This is a genomic window from Micromonospora sp. WMMC264, assembly GCF_027497275.1.
Classification (GTDB): Bacteria; Actinomycetota; Actinomycetes; order Mycobacteriales; family Micromonosporaceae; genus Micromonospora; species Micromonospora chalcea.
The window spans coordinates 2,798,317-2,817,217 of sequence record NZ_CP114907.1; the positions used below are offsets into that span (position 1 = coordinate 2,798,317).

Genomic DNA, 18,901 nt, shown 5'->3' on the forward strand with positions numbered 1-18,901 from the left:
GGGGTCCGGCTGGGAACATGGGAGCGTGCCCTCCCAGATGCTGACCATCGAGGTGGACCGGCTCGACGCCGGCGCCGTCCGGGTGCGGCTGGCCGGTGAGCTGGACTACGACACCGCCCCGGAACTGGTCGAGGCCGTTGCGCGGCTTCGCCGCGACGGCTGCCAGGAGGTGGAGCTCGACTTCGGCGGCGTGGTCCTCTGCGACTCGTCCGGGCTGAGCGCGCTCGTGGTGATCCACCGCTCCGGCACCGGCGCGGTCCGGCTGCGCAACACCAATCCGCAGGTACGGCATCTGCTGGACCGCACCGGCCTGGCCGAGCTGCTGGCCGCCCCGCCCCGCGACGTGACCGGCGGCGCCCGCGAGGTGGGCTGACCGCGCGGCACGCCGTTGCCGGGAAGGGGTGGCCCCCGGCCCTGGGACCAGGGGCCGGGGGCCGGGAGGATGGCTCAGGCGGCGGGCGCGGCCTGCCGGCGCGGGCCGGTGGTGTGCGGCTCTCCCACGATCGGGGCCTCGGCGTCCTCCGGCGCGCCGGAATCGGGCGTCTGGAACAGGTAACGGACGAAGTCTCCGGTAGCACCGTCGTCGTCCGCGCCCGGCCACTGCCCGACGCAGTCGACGCCGATCACCTCACGCCCGGTGCCGTCGTGGTGCTCCAGCAGCGCCCAGAGGGTCACCGGGTAGCAGCGGGTGACGTCCGGGCCGATCCGCCAGCGGGCGTACCACCCGGGACGGGCGGGGACGATCTCCACGATCCGTTTCATGTCGACCTGCCCTTCCGCGTGCGTCGGAAGTTGTCCGGTCCATCCGATCCTGCCGCCCGCCGGGGTGAGCGCTCCTCACCCGCAGCGAGTGAAGCCTCCGCCGGGCGGGCCTCCCGTTAGCTTCCCGGCAGCGCCGGGAACGCGGTCGGCGCAAGCGCAACCGACCAGGAACGAGGTGCGACGATGCGCAAGCAGATGGAGGGCGACAACCAGCGCCGCCGGGCTCTCGCCCGCGAGGCCCGCGAGCGAGGGCTGCGGCCGAGCCAGACCGGCGCCAGCCTGAGCGCGTCCAAGCAGGTCACCTCGCTGGACCGGCACGACCGGTCCGGCCCGCCGCCGGCCGGACGGCACAAGCCGGACACCACGCGCGGCGGTCCCGCGCCGCCGCCGGTCGCCGTCGCGGAGCAGCAGCGCCCGCTGCCGGACCCGACGCCGTCACCCGGGGTCTCGATGAGCTACCGGGATCTCGTCGACGACGTGAGCCGGCGCGCGGGGGTGGACTTCACCACGGCCAAGGTCGCCGCGGAGGGCACCGTGCTGGCCCTGGCCCAGGCGCTGGACGAGGTGGAACGGGAGCGACTGCTGGAGGCGGTGCCGCTGACCCTGCACGACGTGGTGCCGGTCTACGGCATGGAACCCCGCCGCGACCTGCCCGGGTTCCTGGCCGAGGTCGGCCGCTACAGCCGCCTCACCCCGGAGCAGGCGCGCTACCAGGCCGAGGCGACGCTCGCCGCGCTCAATGAGGCCGACGCGGAGCTGGTCGAGTCGCTGCGCGTACCCGACGAGTTGCGTGACCTGCTCGGGCCGACCGACTTCGGCGGCGGCCTGGTGGGCGCGTCCTCGGCCACCGCGCCACTGACCGAGCCGGAGCTGCGTGACGCGCTCGCGGCGCTGCCCTACTGGTCCAGCGACCGGCGGTCGCTGGTGCGCACGATCGAGTTGCCCGGCGGCAACCTGGACCGGGTGCTCGACCGGCTGGACCAGCTCAAGGCCGAGGCCGGGCGCGCGCCGCAGATCGGGCGGCCGGACCCGGACAACGCCGTGCTGACGGTCCGCACACAGCAGGTCGACGGCGTGACCGCGGCGGACGTCGACCTCGCGCACCGGGTGGACGCGGCAGTCGACGAGGCCGGCGCCGGGATGGCGGCCGGCTGACCCGGCGGCGGAACGGTCCCGGTCCCCCGCGGGCCGGGGCCACCCGTGGCCGGGCGGTACCGTGTGCCGCCGTGGATCACGACGACACCGAGACCCTGGAGATCGTGGTGGACCCGGCCCGCCCGTCCGGGCGCACGCTGCTGGCCGACGGGGTCGAGCAGTCGTACGTGGACGTGGCCGACGCCCGGTACCTGCACTTCGAGTACGTGCGGCGGATCGCCGCCGCGATCGACCTGGCCGCCCCGCGGGGCGCGGCGCTGACGGCGCTGCACCTGGGCGGGGGCGCGCTCACACTGCCGCGCTGGCTCGCGCACACCCGGCCCGGTTCCGCGCAGCGGGTGATCGAGCGGGACCCGGGCGTGGTCGACCTGGTCCGGCGGAAGCTGCCGCCGCTGCCGCCGAAGGTGGTGGTCGCGATCGGTGACGCCCGGGAGGCGGTCACCGAGGCGCCGTCCGGGGCGTACGACGTGGTGGTGGCCGACGTGTACCGGGCGGCCCGGATGCCCCCGCAGGTGGCGGCGGTCGAGTTCGCGACGCAGGTGGCCCGCGTGCTGCGCCCGGACGGCATCTATCTGATCAACCTCACCGACCTGCCGCCGCTGGCGCACACCCGGGGGCAGGTGGCCACGCTGCGGGCGGTGTTCGCCGACGTCTGCCTGGTGGCCGACCGGCGGATGCTGCGCGGACGGCGGTACGGCAACGTGGTGCTGGCCGCCTCGCCCACGCCGGGACGGCTGCCGGCGCGCCGGCTCGCCGCCCGGGCCGCCGCCGATCCGGTGCCCGGAACCGTGCTGCACGACGCGACGCTCGACGCGTTCGCCGCCGGCGCCCTCCCGGTCACCGACGCCGACCTGGGCTGAGCCGGGTTTTCCGCCCCGCGCGGCGGGTAGCCGCGCCGGATGAGCACCGCCGACGACCGGTCCACCGCGCGCCGGACGCTTGTCGTGATCGGGCTGGTCCTCGCCACGGTGGTCGGGCTGGCGCTGGTCTGGGCGACCCGGCGGGTGCTGGTGTGGGGTCTGGTGGCGGTGTTCTTCGCGGTCGCGCTGAAACCGCTCGTGGACCGCCTGCAGCGGCGGGTACGCCGCCGCGCGCTGGCCACGCTGCTGGTGTTCCTGGCCGCGTTCGCGCTGTTCGCCGCGGTCGGCGCGCTGATCCTGGTGCCGCTGGTGGACGAGGTGGCCCGCTTCGCCGACCGGCTGCCGGAGCTGGTGCGCGAGGCCCAGGCCGGGCGGGGACCGGTCGGGCGGCTGCTGGACCGCTTCCACCTGCTCCGGTACGCCGAGCCGGGCCAGCTGCGCCGGTTCGGCTCGCGGCTCGGCGACCCGACGGTCGGGGTGGTCCGCAGCGTGGCCCAGGCGGTGACCGCGCTGGTCACGGTGGTGGTGCTGGCGTACCTGATGGTGCTGGAGGCGCCGAAGATCGTCGCCGCGACGCTGCGGCTGGTCGGCGACGGCCCGGCGCGGCGGCTGCGGCGCATCGGCCGTGACTCGTCCCGGATCGTCACCGGCTACCTCAGCGGCAACGTGCTGATCAGCGTGATCTGCGGCGGCCTGACGTTCGTCGTGCTGTTCCTGCTCGGCGTGCCGTTCGCCGCGGTGATCGCGCTGACGGTCGCCGTGGTGGACCTGATCCCGCTGGTCGGCGCCACGCTCGGGGCGATCGCCGCGGCCGGGGCGGGATTCGTGCACTCCCCTACCGCCGGCATCGTGGTGCTCGTCTTCTTCGTGGTCTACCAGCAGGTGGAGAACCATCTGCTGCAGCCGGTCATCATGGCCCGCGCGGTGCGGCTCAACCCGTTGACGGTGCTGGTCAGCCTGCTGCTGGCGGTGGAGCTGGGCGGCCTGGTCGGCGCGCTGCTGGCGATCCCGGCGGCCGGCATCGCGCAGGTGCTGCTGCGCGAGTTCGTGCCGGCCGGGCGGCAGGCACTGCCGGAGCCGGCCGGCGGCGAGCCGGCGCAGCGGCCGCCGGCCGGCGGGTGAGGGCCGGCCGGCGGGTGACCGTACGCGCTCAGCGCCGCCGGGCCAGCTCCGGTGACTCGCTCTCCAGCGGCACCGCGTTGGCCGGGACCAGGCCCAGTTGCACGGCGGGGCGGGGCAGCGTCGCGTCGAGCGCCCAGTCCGCGGCGACCCGGGGCCGGTTACCGGGCATGGCGAGCAGGTGGTAGCCGCGGGTGACGGCCTTGGCCGGCAGCCCGGCCAGCGGGACCTTCAGCGGGTTCGCCGCCGCGTCCTTGCCGCCCAGGTCCACCACCCAGCCCAGGTCGTGGTGCTTGTACGACTTGCGCACGCCCTGCCCGTAGGAGGCGGCGATGTTGTGCGCGGCCAGCTTGCCCTGCCGCTGGGCGTGCTGCGCGGTCATCGCGCACACCTGCCCGGGGCGGGTCGGATCGGGCACGGCGGCGGCGTCGCCGCAGGCGAACACCTCCGGGAAGCCGGGGACGTTGAGGAACTCGTCGACCACCAGCCGGCCCTTCTCGGTGCGCAGCCCCAGCTCGGCCACGAACGGGTCGGGGCGTACGCCGACGCACCAGACGAGGCTGCACGTCGGGACGTACTCGCCGTCGGTGAGCATCACCCCGTCCGGGGTGGCCTCGGCGACCGAGGTGTTCATCCGCACGTCCACGCCGCGCTTGCGCAGCACCCGGTCGGCGGTGACCGACATCCGCCGGTCCAGTTCGGGCAGCACCCGGGGCGCGAGGTCGAGCAGCATCCAGCGCGGCCGGACCTTCAGGTGCGGGCGCTGGGCCATCAGCCGGTCGGTGAACAGCTGCCCGTGCGCGGCCACCTCGGTGCCGGTGTAGCCGGCGCCGACCACCACGAACGTGGCGCGGGCCCGCTGCTCGGCCGGGTCGTCGGTCAGCTCGGCCAGCTCGATCTGCCGGACCACGTGATCGTGCAGGTACAGCGCCTCGGGCAGGCCGCGGAAGCCGTGGGCGTACTCGGTCACGCCGGGAATCGGCAGCAGCTTGTTGACGCTGCCGACGCTGAGCACGAGCCGGTCGTACGCGAGCTGACCGTGGTCGCCCTCGATCGAGCGGTAGCCGACCCACCGGTTCTGCAGGTCGACCCGGTCCGCCTCGCCGACCACCACGCGGACGCCGTCGAGCGTGCCGGCGAGCGGCACGGCGATCCGGGTCGGCTCCACCACGCCGGCCGCCACCTCGGGCAGCAGCGGCAGGTAGAGGAAGTAGTCGGTCGTGTTCAGCAGGACGATCTCGGCCCGGTCGCGGGCCAGTCGGCGCAACGTCTTGGCCGCGTGGTACCCGGCGAACCCGGCCCCCACGATCACCACACGTGGTTTCGTCATGCCTGCTGCCGTTCCCGGGCAGACCTGCGACAAACGTACCCAAGATCCATCCATCAGCGGCTATATGGACATTCCTCGCGATCGACGCGAGGATGTACCGCCTCCGCCGCGGGGTGCTGCCGGTCGGCGACGTCACCGAGGTGACCGTCGACCTGTCCAAGGACAACGTGTTCCTCGGTGTGCGGGCGGTGGACCGGGCCGGGCACCACAGCCCGGTCGCCTTCCCGAAGCCGGGCAGCTGGGGCTGCTCGGTTCGGCGGCGGCGCGGCTCGGGCGTCAGGCGGTGATCGCCCAGCGTTCGTGGTCGCGCCACGCGCCGTCGATGAACAGGTAGTCCGGGGAGAAGCCCTCCAGCCGGAAGCCGAGCCGACGCGCCAGCCGCTTCGACGGCTCGTTGCCGGGCTGGATGTTCGCCTCCAGCCGGTGCAGCCCCAGCGGCCCGAACGCGTACCCGATCACCAGGCACACCCCGGCCGAGGCGTGCCCGGTCCCGGCGTACGGGCGGAACGCCGCGTATCCGAGGTAGCCGCCGCGCAGCGCGCCCCGCACGATGCCGCTGATGTTCGCGTACCCGGCGATCTCACCGCTCTCCCGGTCGCAGAACAGGAACCCGGAACTGTCCCGCCGCCGGATCTTGCGTAGGTACGCCGCGTACAGCTGCGTGTCGTCCGGCGCGGACAGCCACGGATGGTGCAGATCACGGCTGCGCCGGGCGGCGGCGACGAACTCCGCCTCGTCGGCGGGGCGGGGGCGGCGGATGGCGACGCGGCCGTCGCTGCGCAGATATCGCACCGTCCCACTCTCGGCCACCGCCCCCACTCCGCCCCACCCGGGTCAGCTCCGCCACCCGCTGTCCTACTCACCGGGAGCACTGTTCCACTCCTCAGGACCACAAGAGATCTTGGAAGGAACGCGCCCCTATAGGGGCTGTTCAGTCCCATGACATCTGTCAGCGTTGAAGTCCCGATACATGTGTCACGTGGTAGGGATCTTGGGTCGGGTGGTATGTGCTGCCGGGCATGGCTTCTCGGCGGCATGTGATGAACCTGCTGGACGCGCTGCTGGCGGCGGGGGTTCGGGTGAACGCGGCCGAGTTCGCGCGTGAGCACGGGGTGTCGGTGCGCACGGTGTACCGGCACCGCGCACGTATCCGGGCCGAGGGTCAGTGGCAGGAACGATCCCGGCGGCCGCGTACCAGTCCGCGGGTCACGCCGCCGGAGGTGGACGCGTGGATCTGCAAACTGCGCGCTGAACTGGGCCCGGACAACGGGGCTGACTTCATCCGAGACGCGTTGGACGATGTGCGCCGGCGCACCGACGCGTCCTGGTCGGTGCCGTCACGCTCGACGGTCAACCGGGTGCTGGCCCGGCATGACCTGCTCGTGGCTACTCCGGCTAAACGACCGCGTAGCTCGTGGCGGCGTTTCAGCTATGCCCGGCCCCGCGACTGCTATCAGATCGACGCCACCGAAGTGAAACTCGCCGACGGCCGCACTGTCGTCGTCTTCGACGTCCTGGACGACTGCACCCGCACCCTGGTCGCCTGCCACGCCGCCGCCGCGGAGACCGCCCGAGCCGCGATCACCGCGATCAGACAGGCGTTCACCGCCTACGGCGTGCCGGCCATCGTGCTCAGCGACAACGGCATCGCGTTCACCAGCCGCCGCACCCGACCCGGATCAATCTCCACCTTCGTGCAGACCCTGATCGACCACGGCACCCGCCCGATCAACTCCAGCCCCTACCACCCACAAACCTGCGGCAAGGTCGAACGCCACCACCAAACCCTCAAAAAATGGCTGAGCACCCAACCCCCACCACAGACCCTCACCGCCCTGCAAACACTCCTGGACACCTACCGCCGCTACTACAACACCCAACGCCGCCACAGCGCCCTACCCCACCGCACCACACCCGCCCACGCCTGGACCCACGCACCCACCCTAGGCGGACCCACCAGCCCACCCCTGCAAACCGACGCCACCCTGCACCACTGCCCCGTCGCCAGCAACGGCGCCATCGCCGTCGCCGGACACCGCACCAGCGTCGGCACCACCCACGCCGGCACCACCGTCACCGCCATCCGCGACAACAACCACGTCACCATCTACCACCCCGACGGCCAACCCATCGGCTACCTCCACCTCAACCCCGACAAGAACTACATCCCCCTCACCCCCACCCCCACGATCCACAACCCCTGACACATCTATCGGGACTTCCCGTTGACACATGTCCCGGGACATGACAGCCCCTATAGGGGCCGTTTCGTTCCAAGATCTCGCCCAGCACGAGGTCTCGTCCCGATCGGCAAGACCGCCAATCCACCCTTCGGACGCGCCCACGCCCACGCCCACGCGATCTTGCAGTTACCGCCCAAGGCTTGCCTGTTTTGCGAGGTTTGCCGGGGCAATAAGTGCAAGATCGCGCACACATGGTGGATCTTGAGGGCTCTTGAGCTAGCGGACCCGTCGGCGATGTGCGGGCCGGTCGTTTGGCGTCGGTGCCCGGTTCGCTGTGTTGCGGGGCTGTGGTCGGTGCCACCGTCAGGGTGGAATCGGTGGTGGGCGCGGGGCGTTGTACATGGCTGACCCCGGGACACCGGGACGAGCGCCGAACACCAGCCGCCCGGCACCCCCGCGCGGGTCGCCAGGTCAGGGAATCGGCCCGGCCCGGACGTCGTTACATCCCCGAGCGACGGGCACGCCGCCGTCCCCGGGAATGGCCCCGGTCCGGTCGTGGTTACATCCCCAGACCCACGCCACCGGTCACCCCCCGGCTGGCAGCCACGGTCGGAGGGAATCATCCCCGGCCCGCAGGTCGTTACATCCCCCGAGCCGCGACGAGCAGGCCCCTTCCGGGCCGCCCGCGTGCCAGCCCCTCCACGGGCACCCCCCAAGACTTTCCCCCTTCGCGGCACCCCCGCCGCGTATCCCCCACTTCAGGGAGGCAACCATCATGGCTACCACTCTGCTGCGCAAGACCGTTCTGACCGCTGCCGGTGTCGTCGCCACCGCCGGTGGCATCGCCGGCCCCGCCATCGCCGCCCACGCCGCCCCGGCCGAGAAGGCCGCCATCGTCGCCGACCGCAAGAGCGGTCATGGCGAGCGCGAGCTGGACGTCCGCTACGAAGCCCAGCCCAACTTCTACTTCTGCGGCCCCGCCGCCGCCCGCAACGCGCTGAGCGTGCAGGGCAAGAACATCGACGTGCACGCCATGGCCCGCGAGATGGGCACCACCGAAGCCGGCACCAACTCCATCAACGACATCACCCCCGTGCTGAACAAGGAGACCGGTAAGGACGTCTACAAGTCCACCGAGATCCCCGTGGACAAGGCCCGCGACCGCGACAAGGTCGACAAGCTGCGCGCCGACGTGGTCAAGACCGTCGACGACGGCCGTGCCGTGGTGGCCAACATCGCCGGCACCGCGACCGACACCGACGGCAACGCCCACTCCTTCGAGGGTGGCCACTACATCAGCGTGGTGGGCTACCGCGACGGCGGGAAGGTCGTGACGATCGCCGACTCGGCGAACCCGAACCAGGCCTCCTACCGGATGGACGTGGACGAGCTCGCCCGCTGGATCGCCAGCCGCGGCTACAGCTCCTGACCGAACACGAAGGGCCCGACCCCCACCACGGGGTCGGGCCCTTCGGCGTATCCAACGGCTGCCGTCCGGTCACCTCGTCGTCACGCGGGTGTCGTCACCCGGACGGGTCGCTCCACCACGCTGGGTCGCGCCGGACCGTCCGGGCGAGCGCGAAGGAGCAGCAGTGGCAGCCGAGGAGGCGACGAACCGCCCCGACGTGAGTGTCGTCGTACCGGTCTACAACACGCTGCGCTACCTGCGGCAGTGCCTCGACTCGCTGCTGCGGCAGACAATCGGGCCGGACCGGATGGAGATCGTGGCGGTGGACGACGGGTCCACCGACGGCAGCGGCCGCCTGCTGGACCGGTACGCCGCGCGGTACCCGGGCACCGTACGGGTGGCGCACCAGCCCAACTCGGGTGGTCCGGCCGCGCCGTGCAACCGGGGACTGGACCTGGCCACCGGCCGGTACGTCTTCTTCGTCGGTTCCGACGACCGGCTCGGCCCGGAGGCCCTCGAACGCCTGGTCGCCGCCGCCGACCGGTACGGCTCGGACGTGGTGCTCGGCAGGGTGGTGGGCGTCAACGGCCGGCACGTCTTCTCCGACGTGTTCGCCGACGGCAACGCGGTCGACGTGAGCCTGTTCGACTCGGCGCTGCCCTGGTCGCTGGCGAACACGAAGCTGTTCCGGCGCGAACTGGTCGACCGGCTGGGGCTGCGCTTCCCGGAGGACATGCCGGTCCTCAGCGACCAGCCGTTCACGCTGGCCGCCTGCTACCACGCCCGGCGGATCTCGGTGCTGGGCGACTACGACTACTACCACGCGGTGCGCCGCCTGGACGCCCGCAACATCACCTACCACAGCCGGGTCGAGCAGCGCCTGGTCAGCGTGGAGCGGCTGTTCGCGTTCGTCGCCGGCCTGATCCCCGCGGGACCGCGCCGGGACGCGGTGCTGTGCCGCCACGTCGGGCTGGAGCTGGCGAACCTGGTCGGCGACGACTTCCGGCACCTGGACCGGGCCACGCAGGAACTGGTGCACAGCAGCGTCGCCCGGCTGGTGCGGCAGCACGTCACGGACGGCGTGCGGGACCGGCTCGGCATCGAGGCCCGGCTGCGGCTGGGCGCGGTGACCGCGGGCGGGGTCGACGAGCTGCTGGCGGTCATCGAGCAGGACACCGGCCGGGGGGTGCCGGCGACGGTCTTCGCCGGGGACCGGTGGCACGCGGGCTATCCGGGCGCCCCGGCCGGCTGGTCGGACGTCACCGACGTACGCGCCGGCTGGCTGGCGCGGCTGGACGCCGTCGACGTGAGCTGGGCCGACGGGGACACGCTCACGGTGACCGCGCGCAGCCCGTACCCCCGGTTCGCCGCGGAGGCGGGACCGGTGCGGCTGCTGGCCGGTGCGGTCGTGGGCGCCACCCGGGTCGACGCCGGCGACCCGACCGGCCGCACGGTCCGCACGGAGTTCCCCCTCGACCGGCTCCTGGCCGCGAGCCGCGCGGGCGGCCGGCGGCATCCGGTACGCGCCGAGGTGGACGGCGGCCACGGGCGCGGCGGGGCCGCGGTGCGCGCGCCCCGGCTCGCCGCCGGGCGGCCCCGCCTGCTGCGGCACGGCGCCCGGCTGTACGCGGTCGCGGCCACCGTCGACGGGCGCAACGGTCAGCTCGTCCTGTCCGTGGTGCCGGTGACCGTCGGGCAGCTCGTCGGGCGGCTGCGCCGGCGCGGCCGGCGCGGTCCAGCCGCGGCGCAGACAGCGGGGCACGGCCCCGCGCAGACGTCAGGGCGCGGCGCGGAAGGCCGGCTCGGCCGGCATGGGCACCTGGAGGTACGTGGTGCCGCGCAGGTCCAGCCAGGCCCGCTGCGGCGCGCGGACCAGGCGCACCATCACTCCGGAACAGGCGGGACATCGCCCGACCAGGCCCGGGGCGTGCGAGTAGACGTGTAGCCCGGCCATTGGGCCGGTCATCCCGCAGGTGTCGCAGCGCCCGGTGGTGGCGCTCAGGTCGACGGCGAACACCTCGCGCAACGGCCCGTCGAGCATGTTGCCATCCAGGTAGGACAGGTCGGTCATCCGCTCTCCTCGGGTCGTCAGCCGGTCGGGCCGAACCGTTCGGTCCGCACGCGCCGGGTCGGGTGGCCCAGCCCCACCAGCAGGTCGGCCACTGTCTCCACGAATCCGGTGGGGCCGCAGACGTAGCAGAGCGGCTCCAGGTCCGGCGGCCAGCCGTGGTTGTTCACGTCGGCCAGGCCGATCCGGTGCGGCTCGCCGCGCCAGCCGTCGGGCGCCGCGCGGGTGTAGACGTACGCGACGTCCAGGCCCTGGTCGTCGCGGGCGCGGCGGCGCAGCTCGTCGGCGTAGATGACGTCGTCCGGGGTGCGCACCGAGTAGACGAGCCGGAACGGGGTGCGGCTGCCGGCGGCCCGGCGCGCGCGGATCATCGCCATCAGCGGCACGACGCCGGATCCGCCGCCGACCAGCAGCACCGGCGCGGTCTCGTCGGTACGCCAGACGAACCAGCCGCCGACCGGTCCGCGCACCTCGATCGGGTCGCCCTCGGCGTAGGTGTCGGTCAGGTATGGCGACACCTCCCCGTCGGGCACCCGCTGCACCGTCACCTCGATCCGCTCGCCGTCGGCCGGGCCGGCCAGCGAGTACGACCGGGCGGCCTGGTAGCCGTCCTGGGCGGTCAGGCGCAGGTCGACGTGCTGCCCGGGCAGGTGGCCGGGCCAGCCGGGCACGTCCAGCACCAGCGTCTGCGCGGTGGGCGTCTCGATCCGCCGCTCGACGAGCCGGGCCACCCGCCACATCAGCGGCGCGACGCGGCGGCCCTGCGCCTGCGCGGTCACCTCAGTCGCCCTGGTAGCGCTGCTCGCGCCACGGGTCGCCGTAGTCGTGGTAGCCGGCGGTCTCCCAGAAGCCGGGCCGGTCGTCGACGAGCAGCCGGATGCCGTGCACCCACTTCGCCGACTTCCACAGGTACAGGTGCGGCACGAGCAGCCGCGCCGGGCCGCCGTGTTCGGCCGGCAGCGGCCCCCCGTCGTACGTGTGCACCACCCAGGCCCGCCCGCCACGCAGGTCGTCCAGCGGCAGGTTGGTGGTGTAGCCGCCGTAGGAGTGCGCCAGCGCGTACCGGGCGGTGGTGTCGACGCCGTCGAGCAGCGTGTCCAGGGAGACGCCCTGCCAGGTGGTGCCGAGCTTGGACCAGCGGGTGACGCAGTGCAGGTCCACCGTCGGGGTGTCCTGCGGCAGGCCCATCATCTCGTCCCAGGACCAGCGGTACTCCGCGCCGGTCTCGCTGGTCAGCACGAACTCCCAGGTGTCGAGCGGCACCCGCGGCGTCGGGCCGGCGGAGAGCACCGGGAAGTCCTCGGTGAGGTACTGCCCCGGCGGCAGGTCGGTCGCGGACGAACGGGGCCGGCCCTGGAAGCCCGGCGAGACGATTCCCACCCGTCAGTCGTACCACCGCCGGCCGTGCCGGGGCAGCGGTTCCCACCGAGTCAGGCGCCGCCTCCGCCCTGCACCTCGTGCACGACGGTGCGCTGGCCGTCGCCGCTGTTGCGGGTGGCCCGGAGGCTGGTGATGGTGACGATCACCAGGACGCCGATGATCACGCCGAGCGAGGCCAGCGTCGGAATCTCCGGCACGCCCTCCCAGATGCCGTGCGCCCAGTGCAGGCCCAGCTTGAGGCCGATGAACGCCAGGATGACGGCCAGGCCGTAGCTGAGGTGCACGAGCCGGCTCAGCGCGGCGTGCAGCACGAAGTAGAGCGCCCGCAGGCCCAGCAGCGCGAAGGCGTTGGTGGCGAAGACCAGGTACGGGTCCTCGGTGATGCCGTAGACGGCGGGCACCGAGTCGACGGCGAACACGATGTCGGTGGCCAGTACCGCGACCACGACGAGCGCGAACGGGGTGAGCGCCCGGCGGCCGTTCTGCCGGATGGTCATCCGGGTGCCGTGGTATTCGTCGACCACCGGCATGACCTTGCGCAGCAGCCGCACCGACCGCATCTTGTTGATGTCGACCTCCTGCTCGTGCCCGCTGAGGGCGTCGCGCAGCAGCTTCACCGCGGTGGCGACGAGGATGAGCGCGAAGAGCAGGAAGGCGAAGTCGAGCGTCTTGAGAGCGGCGGCGCCGAGCGCGATGAACACACCGCGCAGCACCAGGGCGCCCGCGATGCCGTAGAGCAGCACCCGCTGGGCCAGCACGGAGGGCACCGCGAACGCGGCGAGCAGCAGCATGAAGACGAACAGGTTGTCGACCGACAGCGACTTCTCGACCAGGTAGCCGGTGAGGTACTCGATGCCCTGCTGGCTGCCCCAGCGGGACCAGATCCAGGCGCCGAACGCCAGCGGCAGCGCGATGTAGAAGGCCGACCAGCCCAGGGCCTCACGGATGGAGACCTCGTGCGGCTTGCGGGTGACCAGGAAGTCGAGCACCAGCAGCACGAGCACGCCGACGATCGTCACCGCCCACAGCGTGGGCGTGCCGACCGACGACAGTTCGGCCGCAGCCAGCGGGGACAATTCGGGCATGGAACCTCCTCGAACACCGTGTCATGTTCGAGGTCTCCTTCACCCACGTTTCCGTGGGCAACCACCCGGGGCTCGCCTCGGCGGCTTGCCGTACTGACCGGAATGATTTTTGGGAAGTACTCCCCTCGCCTGGACAAGGCTAGGTCACCGCCGGACCGGACGCCAAGTCGGGACACGGATGCTTGCCCTGGTCAACAGACTGGGCGGCGGTTCAGGGCATGGCGCCTGGTCACCGCGGCCCCTATGGTGACGCAGGTGACAGTCCAGGGACCGCTGACCGGCGTACGGGTGATCGAGCTGGCCGGGATCGGCCCCGGGCCGTTCGCGGCGATGATGCTGGCCGACCTCGGCGCCGACGTGGTGCGCATCGACCGGCCCGGCGGCGGCGGGTTCGGCGCGTTCCCGGGCGACCTGCTGAACCGCAACCGCCGCTCGATCGCGGTGGACCTGAAGCAGCCCGCGGGCCGTGACCTGGTGCTGGCGCTCGCCGCCCGGGCCGACGCGCTGGTGGAGGGCTTCCGGCCCGGGGTGACCGAGCGGCTCGGCCTCGGCCCGGACGACTGCCTCACCGCCAACCCGCGCCTGGTGTACGGGCGGATGACCGGCTGGGGGCAGGACGGCCCGCTCGCGCACAGCGCCGGACACGACATCGACTATCTGGCGCTGACCGGGGCGCTGCACGGGGTGGGCCGGGCCGGTGAGCGTCCGGTGCCGCCGATGAACCTGCTCGGCGACTTCGGTGGCGGGGGCATGATGCTGGCCCTGGGCGTGGTCGCGGCGCTGTACGCGGTACGCGGCGGCGCGCCCGGCCAGGTGGTCGACGCCGCCATCGTGGACGGCGTCTCGGTGCTGGCCACCCAGATCCACGCGCTGCGCGGCATCGGGCTGTGGCAGGATCCGCGCGGCGTGAACCTGCTCGACGGCGGCGCGCCCTTCTACGACACGTACGAGTGCGCCGACGGGCGGTACGTGGCGGTCGGCGCGCTGGAGCCGCAGTTCTACGCCGAACTGGTCCGGCTCACCGGTTTCCCGTTGGACGGCGACGACGCCCCGGACAGCGGCGACGCGCTGGACCGGGACGACCCGGCGAACTGGCCGGCGTTGCGGGCCGCCTGGGCGCGGCTGTTCCGCACCCGTACCCGGGACGAGTGGACGCAGCTGCTGGCCGGCACTGACGCCTGCGTGGCGCCGGTGCTCGACTGGGCCGAGGCGCCCGAGCACCCGCACCTGCGCGCCCGGGACACCTTCGTCGCGCCGGACGGGGTCACCCAGCCCGCGCCCGCGCCGCGTTTCTCGGCCACCCCGACAAGTGTGCGGCGCCCGCCGCCGGGGCCGGGCGAGCACACCGACGAGGTCCTTGCCGAGGCGGGGGTGGACGCCGCCCGGATCGCCGCGCTGCGGGCGGCCGGTGTGATCGCCTGATCGTGGGCGGTCAGCGCCGGCGCGCGGCGGCCGGGGCGAGCGCCGGTTCCACCATGTCGCGGTAGTCGCGCGGGAACTGGACCACGACGTCCTGGAACTCGCCGCCGCCGATCGCCTCGCGCAGCGTGGTGAACACCGCGCGTACGGCGTCGCGGGCGGTGTTCTCGTCGCAGTCCGCCCGGCGGGCGACCCGGGCCACGAACTCCGCCGCGCCGAACCGCTCGGCCGCCTCGTCCCGCGGGTACGGGCTGAGCAGCCCCTGCAGCGGTTTCGGCAGTTGCGCGGCCAGGTCAAGCACCTCGCCACCGGTCAGCCGCTGCGCGAACGTCTCCAGGGTGGCCGCGGTGAGCGTGGCGGCGCGGTCCTCGCTGGTGCCGGTGAGCCGGGCGACCCGGCCCACGAACGTCAGGTAGTGCATCGGTGGTACCCCCTTCGGTGCGCCCAGCGCGGCTACCCGCCCCGGCGCGGCGGAAACGGTTGCGACGGGGCGGCAGGTTTTCCGGTGGCGGCGGGCGTGAGCGGCGGCGCGGCGGGTAACCGCCGCCCGGTCGTGACCCCAACTACTGCCGCGAGGAGCCCGACTGATGGCGAGTTACTCGGATGTCCTGGAGTACCTGTCCGCGCTGGACTACCCGGCCGGGAAGGACGACGTCATCCGCGAGGCGGAGCGGGAGGGCGCGCCGCCGGACGTGTTGCGGGCGTTGCGCGCGCTGCCCCCGGTGGACTACGCCAACGGCACCGAGGTGGCCCGCTCGGCCGGCATCGACGCGGCCCCGGAGGTGAGCCGCTCGCAGCGCGCGGCGCAGGCCCGGGACAACCACCCGCGCGTGTCGCAGCACCTGCGCGGCATCTGAGCACGGCGGGAGAGCCGGCGGGCGACACGGCCGCCGGCCTCTGCGCGTGCGGAAAAGCTGGGCTCCTCTGTGGCCGGTCGCGCAGCCCGGACAGGCGAGCGCCCCGGGTCACGAACCGCGACCTGGGGCGCCACGCAGCACCTGTCCCCCGCGGTTCACGCCCGAACCGGGTCGCGACCGCGAGGCGGTGAGATGTTCGCCCGAACCGGGCGGGCATCGCTGCCACGATCATCATACGACGCAACATCAGCCGAACGGGTGAGATTCGCGGAACTGTGTCCGGGCGCACGTACGCGCTCAGGCGGTCACCTCGGCGTACCGGCGTTCCAGCTCCACTCGCGCCAGCGCTCCGACCAGCCACGACAGTTGTTCCGACTCACCACTGCCGGCCAGCCCGGCGAGGTCACCGGCGGTACGGCCCAGGCCGAGCCGGCGGGCCGCCGCGAGCGCTCGACGGTCGGCCACCGGCGCCGCCTCGCGCCACAACGCCTGCGCCTCACGCAGGAACAGGTCGCACACCTCGTCGTCCACTCCGGGCAGTGCGGTCAGCAGCCGCCGCTCCCCCGCCGGGTCCTGCCGCGCGGCGGTGCGCAGCCGGCGCAGGTCGCCCCGGTACGTGTCGACGACCGTGCGGGCCAGGTCGCCGAGCGTGTCGGCGAGCCCGGCCAGGTCGCCGCGCAGCCCGGCGGCGCGCAGCACGCGTACCCGGTCCTCGTGGCGCGAGCGGGCCATCCGCGCCGCCGTGTCCCAGCCGGCGTCCCGCAGCGCCGTGGCCGCGTCGATCGCGCGGTGGAAGTCGCCCCGGCGGGCCAGCAGGACGGACAGGTAGAGAACCTGGAACAGCTGGGCCGGGTTGTTCGTCACCCGGAACCCGAAGCACTCGGCGAACCCGCGGCCGTCCCCGGCGAGCCGGCGGGCGAGCCGCTTCTTGTCCGCGACGTCGCGCGGGGCGGTCTTTGTCGGCATGCCGCGGACTACCCAGGCGACGGCCCGGCATTCGGGTACGACCGTCAGCCGCGTACGCCGCCGCTGCGGTCGCGGGCCTTGAGCCGGGTGGTGGGCAGCGCGGGCGCGGGCAGCGGCGGCGCCGCGTCGTCGGCGACGACGCCGAAGCGGCGGCCGGCCATCCAGTCCTCCCGGGCGGCCACCACCTCCTCGTGCGAGCGGCCGACGAAGTTCCACCACATCACCAGCGGCTCGTCGAACGGGGTGCCGCCGAGCAGCAGCAGCCGGGTCCCCGGTTCGGCGCTCAGGGTCAGCGCGCTTCGCCCGAGGCCCAGGTACAGCAGCGCGCCGGGGGCCAGCGCCACGCCGTCGCAGTCGGCGGCGCCGGACATGGCCAGCAGCGCGTACTCGAAGTCGGGGCGCAGCGGCAGCGTGGCCGGCGCCGCGCCGCGGGCCTCGAGCTGCGCGCCGACGAGCGGGGTGTGCACGACGGCGGGCGAGCGTTGCCCGCCGAACTCACCGACGAGCACCGTGACGTCCAGGTCGCCGTCGCGCAAGCGGGGCAGGTCGGCGTGGTGGGCGAAGTCCGGGTCGCCGGCGCGCGCCGGGTCGGGCAGCGCCACCCAGAGTTGTACGCCGTGCATGAGCGGCGGGTGCACCAGCGGGGAGCGCTCGGAGTGGGCGATGCCGCGCCCGGAGGTCATCACGTTGAGCTGGCCGGGGCGGATGGGCTGGACGTTGCCGAGGCTGTCGCGGTGCAGGATCTCCCCGTCGAGCAGCCAGGTGACGGTCTGCAGGCCGGTGTGCGGGTGCGGCGGCACCTCCATGCCGGGCCGGTCGGCGACGTCGTCGGGCCCGAAGTGGTCGACGAAGCACCACGCGCCGACCATCCGGCGCTGCCGCTGGGGCAGCAGCCGGCGCACCGTGGTGTAGCGGCCGAGGGGGACGTCGTGCCCGGGCAGCAGCACGCTGCCCGGGTCGGTCGGGCCGACGCCGGGCGGGAGCGTCTGCGCGGGCAGGGATTCGGTGCGGTCCACCGCCCCGACTGTACGCTCAGTCCGCCGTGACGCTCACCGCGTTCGCGCCCGCCGCCAGATCGAGGTAGAGCCGTTCGGCCGCCCGGTCCCAGCCCGGTGAGCTGACCAGGTCACCGGCGGCGATCCCGCCGTGCCGCTCGTCGTAGACGGTCAGCGAGCCGGCCCCGGCGGCGACGCGCACCCGCACCGGCGGCCCGCCGGGCACGGTGACGGTCAGCTCGCTGACCCCGCCGGTCATCCGGACGGTGAGCGACCCGTTCAGCCGGGGCAGCAGCAGCCGGGTTCGCGACGCGCCGCCGACCAGGTCGATCCCGGCGAGCCGGGCGTCGCCCAGGTCGAGTCGCTGCTCGCTGACGCCGCCGACGAGCCGCAGCCGCCAGGTGACCCGGGAGTTGAGCACGACGTCCACGGCGGCCGGACCGCGACGGCCGTTCTCCTCGACCCGCAGGCGGACCCGGTCGCCGACCATCTGCGGGCGCGGCGTGACGCCGCCGTCCTCCGGCACGTCGATGCGGTAGAGGTCGTCGCCGAGGTCGGCGGCCCGCAAGGTGAACCTGGTCAGACCGTCGGCCAGCTCGAACTCGGCGCGCTGCCGGCCGCCCCGGGGCTCGGCGAGCGTCTGCGCTCCGGCGGCCTCGGCCGCGCCGACACCTCCGGCGCCGGTGGCGGGCGACGGCGGCGCGCCGCCGGAGAAGACCACGCCGAGGCGGCCCGGGTTGGACAGCGTCACCGCCACGGCCACCCCGCCGAGCACGACCACCAGCGCGGCGGCGGCGGCCAGCAGGCGGGCCGCGCCGGACCAGCGGGGTCGGGTCAGGCCGGGCTCATCCTCGGATGTGGTCATGGTCATCCCCTCTCGCCGGTCCCCAACGGGTCATACGTGTCCGTTTCCCGGTCGGTTCACTCCTTTTCCGTGGCAGCGGTACGGGAGCGCACCTTGTCGGCGCACGTGGTCAGCACGGCGTGGGCGTCCAGGCCGAGGCTCTCGATGGCGACGAGCGCGGTGAACGCCACGTCGGCGAGTTCGGCGGCGACCTCCTCGCGGGTGTGCGTCACCCCCTTGCGCGGGTTCTGCCCGAGCATCCCGATCCAGGCGGCGGCGACCTCGCCGGCCTCCTCGCCGATCTTGAGGATGCGACAGGTCAGCTCGGTGTCGCCGCGGCCGTTCGCGGCGTCCAGCCAGGCGCGCGCGTCCCGCGCCGTTGTCCAGATGGTGGCGTCCACGGCGACCAGTGAACCTGATCGCGCAGACCGTTCGTATCCTGGGGCGACGCAGGCCAGCAGGTCTGCGGC

21 protein-coding genes and 1 pseudogene are annotated in these 18,901 nt (G+C 73.7%); 10 read left to right on the plus strand and 12 right to left on the minus strand.

Annotated features, from left to right (window positions below; translation table 11 throughout):
* The first annotated feature begins 25 nt into the window (after nucleotides 1–25).
* Entirely contained in the window at nucleotides 26–373 is a 348-nt protein-coding gene (locus O7542_RS12000) for an STAS domain-containing protein (protein ID WP_233514741.1), read from the plus strand.
* A 74-nt stretch (nucleotides 374–447) separates the two neighbouring features.
* On the opposite strand, the gene O7542_RS12005 is transcribed toward O7542_RS12000, so the two are convergent.
* Nucleotides 448–762: a hypothetical protein gene (locus tag O7542_RS12005; RefSeq protein WP_030504313.1), complete on the minus strand. Its 315-nt coding sequence runs from the start codon at nucleotides 760–762 to the stop codon at nucleotides 448–450.
* A 183-nt stretch (nucleotides 763–945) separates the two neighbouring features.
* On the opposite strand from O7542_RS12005, the gene O7542_RS12010 reads away from it, so the two are divergent.
* The 3 genes from O7542_RS12010 to O7542_RS12020 all read left to right on the plus strand — a co-directional run bounded on the left by O7542_RS12010 (nucleotide 946) and on the right by O7542_RS12020 (nucleotide 3,899).
* Nucleotides 946–1,917, plus strand: a complete 972-nt coding sequence (locus O7542_RS12010) for a DUF2267 domain-containing protein (protein WP_069089851.1) — start codon at nucleotides 946–948, stop codon at nucleotides 1,915–1,917.
* Between the two features lie 71 nt (nucleotides 1,918–1,988).
* Nucleotides 1,989–2,777 carry a fused MFS/spermidine synthase gene (locus O7542_RS12015; protein WP_281606225.1) on the plus strand — a complete coding sequence of 263 codons (789 nt, stop codon included), beginning with the start codon at nucleotides 1,989–1,991 and terminating at the stop codon, nucleotides 2,775–2,777.
* A gap of 39 nt (nucleotides 2,778–2,816) precedes the next feature.
* Nucleotides 2,817–3,899 (plus strand): AI-2E family transporter, encoded by a 1,083-nt coding sequence (locus O7542_RS12020; protein ID WP_274478255.1) that lies wholly within the window; start codon nucleotides 2,817–2,819, stop codon nucleotides 3,897–3,899.
* A 28-nt stretch (nucleotides 3,900–3,927) separates the two neighbouring features.
* Here O7542_RS12020 and O7542_RS12025 read toward each other — a convergent pair whose 3' ends face one another.
* Entirely contained in the window at nucleotides 3,928–5,226 is a 1,299-nt protein-coding gene (locus O7542_RS12025; RefSeq protein ID WP_064446170.1) for an NAD(P)/FAD-dependent oxidoreductase, read from the minus strand.
* 92 nt (nucleotides 5,227–5,318) lie between these two features.
* Between O7542_RS12025 and O7542_RS12030 the strand changes: the two genes are divergently transcribed.
* Complete coding sequence (locus O7542_RS12030) at nucleotides 5,319–5,513, plus strand: hypothetical protein (RefSeq protein ID WP_187694238.1); 195 nt, start codon at nucleotides 5,319–5,321, stop codon at nucleotides 5,511–5,513.
* Here the strand turns inward: O7542_RS12030 and O7542_RS12035 are convergent.
* Nucleotides 5,503–6,018, minus strand: coding sequence for a GNAT family protein (locus O7542_RS12035; RefSeq protein ID WP_281606226.1), 516 nt, complete (start codon nucleotides 6,016–6,018; stop codon nucleotides 5,503–5,505). The genes O7542_RS12030 and O7542_RS12035 overlap by 11 nt on opposite strands.
* Before the next feature lie 227 nt (nucleotides 6,019–6,245).
* Here O7542_RS12035 and O7542_RS12040 point away from each other — a divergent pair, with 227 nt between their 5' ends.
* The 3 genes from O7542_RS12040 (at nucleotide 6,246) to O7542_RS12050 (ending at nucleotide 10,762) form a co-directional block, all read left to right on the plus strand.
* Complete coding sequence (locus O7542_RS12040; RefSeq protein WP_083297081.1) at nucleotides 6,246–7,430, plus strand: DDE-type integrase/transposase/recombinase; 1,185 nt, start codon at nucleotides 6,246–6,248, stop codon at nucleotides 7,428–7,430.
* A gap of 754 nt (nucleotides 7,431–8,184) precedes the next feature.
* Complete coding sequence (locus O7542_RS12045; RefSeq protein ID WP_043324579.1) at nucleotides 8,185–8,838, plus strand: C39 family peptidase; 654 nt, start codon at nucleotides 8,185–8,187, stop codon at nucleotides 8,836–8,838.
* 163 nt (nucleotides 8,839–9,001) lie between these two features.
* Entirely contained in the window at nucleotides 9,002–10,762 is a 1,761-nt protein-coding gene (locus O7542_RS12050; RefSeq protein WP_281606227.1) for a glycosyltransferase, read from the plus strand.
* On the opposite strand, the pseudogene O7542_RS12055 reads toward O7542_RS12050, so the two are convergent.
* From O7542_RS12055 to O7542_RS12070, 4 genes and pseudogenes are all read right to left on the minus strand, one after another.
* Nucleotides 10,688–10,888, minus strand: a pseudogene (locus O7542_RS12055) (DUF6510 family protein); the annotation flags it as partial. The gene O7542_RS12050 and the pseudogene O7542_RS12055 overlap by 75 nt on opposite strands.
* 17 nt (nucleotides 10,889–10,905) lie before the next feature.
* Nucleotides 10,906–11,625, minus strand: a complete 720-nt coding sequence (locus O7542_RS12060) for a ferredoxin reductase (protein ID WP_281606464.1) — start codon at nucleotides 11,623–11,625, stop codon at nucleotides 10,906–10,908.
* A gap of 40 nt (nucleotides 11,626–11,665) precedes the next feature.
* Nucleotides 11,666–12,265, minus strand: coding sequence for a sulfite oxidase-like oxidoreductase (locus tag O7542_RS12065; RefSeq protein ID WP_043324587.1), 600 nt, complete (start codon nucleotides 12,263–12,265; stop codon nucleotides 11,666–11,668).
* Between the two features lie 50 nt (nucleotides 12,266–12,315).
* The gene (locus O7542_RS12070) at nucleotides 12,316–13,350 is read right to left on the minus strand and encodes a TerC/Alx family metal homeostasis membrane protein (RefSeq protein ID WP_064446173.1); all 1,035 of its coding nucleotides are present in this window, start codon (nucleotides 13,348–13,350) and stop codon (nucleotides 12,316–12,318) included.
* Nucleotides 13,351–13,593: 243 nt separating this feature from the next.
* On the opposite strand from O7542_RS12070, the gene O7542_RS12075 reads away from it, so the two are divergent.
* On the plus strand, nucleotides 13,594–14,772 hold the full coding sequence (locus O7542_RS12075) for a CaiB/BaiF CoA-transferase family protein (RefSeq protein ID WP_281606228.1): 1,179 nt from the start codon (nucleotides 13,594–13,596) through the stop codon (nucleotides 14,770–14,772).
* Nucleotides 14,773–14,782: 10 nt separating this feature from the next.
* Here the strand turns inward: O7542_RS12075 and O7542_RS12080 are convergent, their stop codons facing one another.
* The gene (locus tag O7542_RS12080) at nucleotides 14,783–15,190 is read right to left on the minus strand and encodes a DUF2267 domain-containing protein (RefSeq protein ID WP_030502658.1); all 408 of its coding nucleotides are present in this window, start codon (nucleotides 15,188–15,190) and stop codon (nucleotides 14,783–14,785) included.
* 166 nt (nucleotides 15,191–15,356) lie between these two features.
* Between O7542_RS12080 and O7542_RS12085 the strand changes: the two genes are divergently transcribed.
* Nucleotides 15,357–15,626: a DUF2795 domain-containing protein gene (locus O7542_RS12085; protein ID WP_030502657.1), complete on the plus strand. Its 270-nt coding sequence runs from the start codon at nucleotides 15,357–15,359 to the stop codon at nucleotides 15,624–15,626.
* Nucleotides 15,627–15,923: 297 nt separating this feature from the next.
* On the opposite strand, the gene O7542_RS12090 is transcribed toward O7542_RS12085, so the two are convergent.
* The 4 genes from O7542_RS12090 to O7542_RS12105 are packed head-to-tail and all read right to left on the minus strand — an operon-like array spanning nucleotide 15,924 to nucleotide 18,832.
* The gene (locus O7542_RS12090; protein ID WP_064446175.1) at nucleotides 15,924–16,592 is read right to left on the minus strand and encodes a hypothetical protein; all 669 of its coding nucleotides are present in this window, start codon (nucleotides 16,590–16,592) and stop codon (nucleotides 15,924–15,926) included.
* A 44-nt stretch (nucleotides 16,593–16,636) separates the two neighbouring features.
* A complete protein-coding gene (locus tag O7542_RS12095; protein WP_113973805.1) occupies nucleotides 16,637–17,608 on the minus strand; it encodes a pirin family protein in 972 nt (323 codons plus the stop codon).
* Between the two features lie 16 nt (nucleotides 17,609–17,624).
* The gene (locus O7542_RS12100; protein WP_069088214.1) at nucleotides 17,625–18,452 is read right to left on the minus strand and encodes a hypothetical protein; all 828 of its coding nucleotides are present in this window, start codon (nucleotides 18,450–18,452) and stop codon (nucleotides 17,625–17,627) included.
* A 56-nt stretch (nucleotides 18,453–18,508) separates the two neighbouring features.
* On the minus strand, nucleotides 18,509–18,832 hold the full coding sequence (locus O7542_RS12105; RefSeq protein ID WP_043324595.1) for a MazG-like family protein: 324 nt from the start codon (nucleotides 18,830–18,832) through the stop codon (nucleotides 18,509–18,511).
* Nucleotides 18,833–18,901 lie beyond the last annotated feature (69 nt).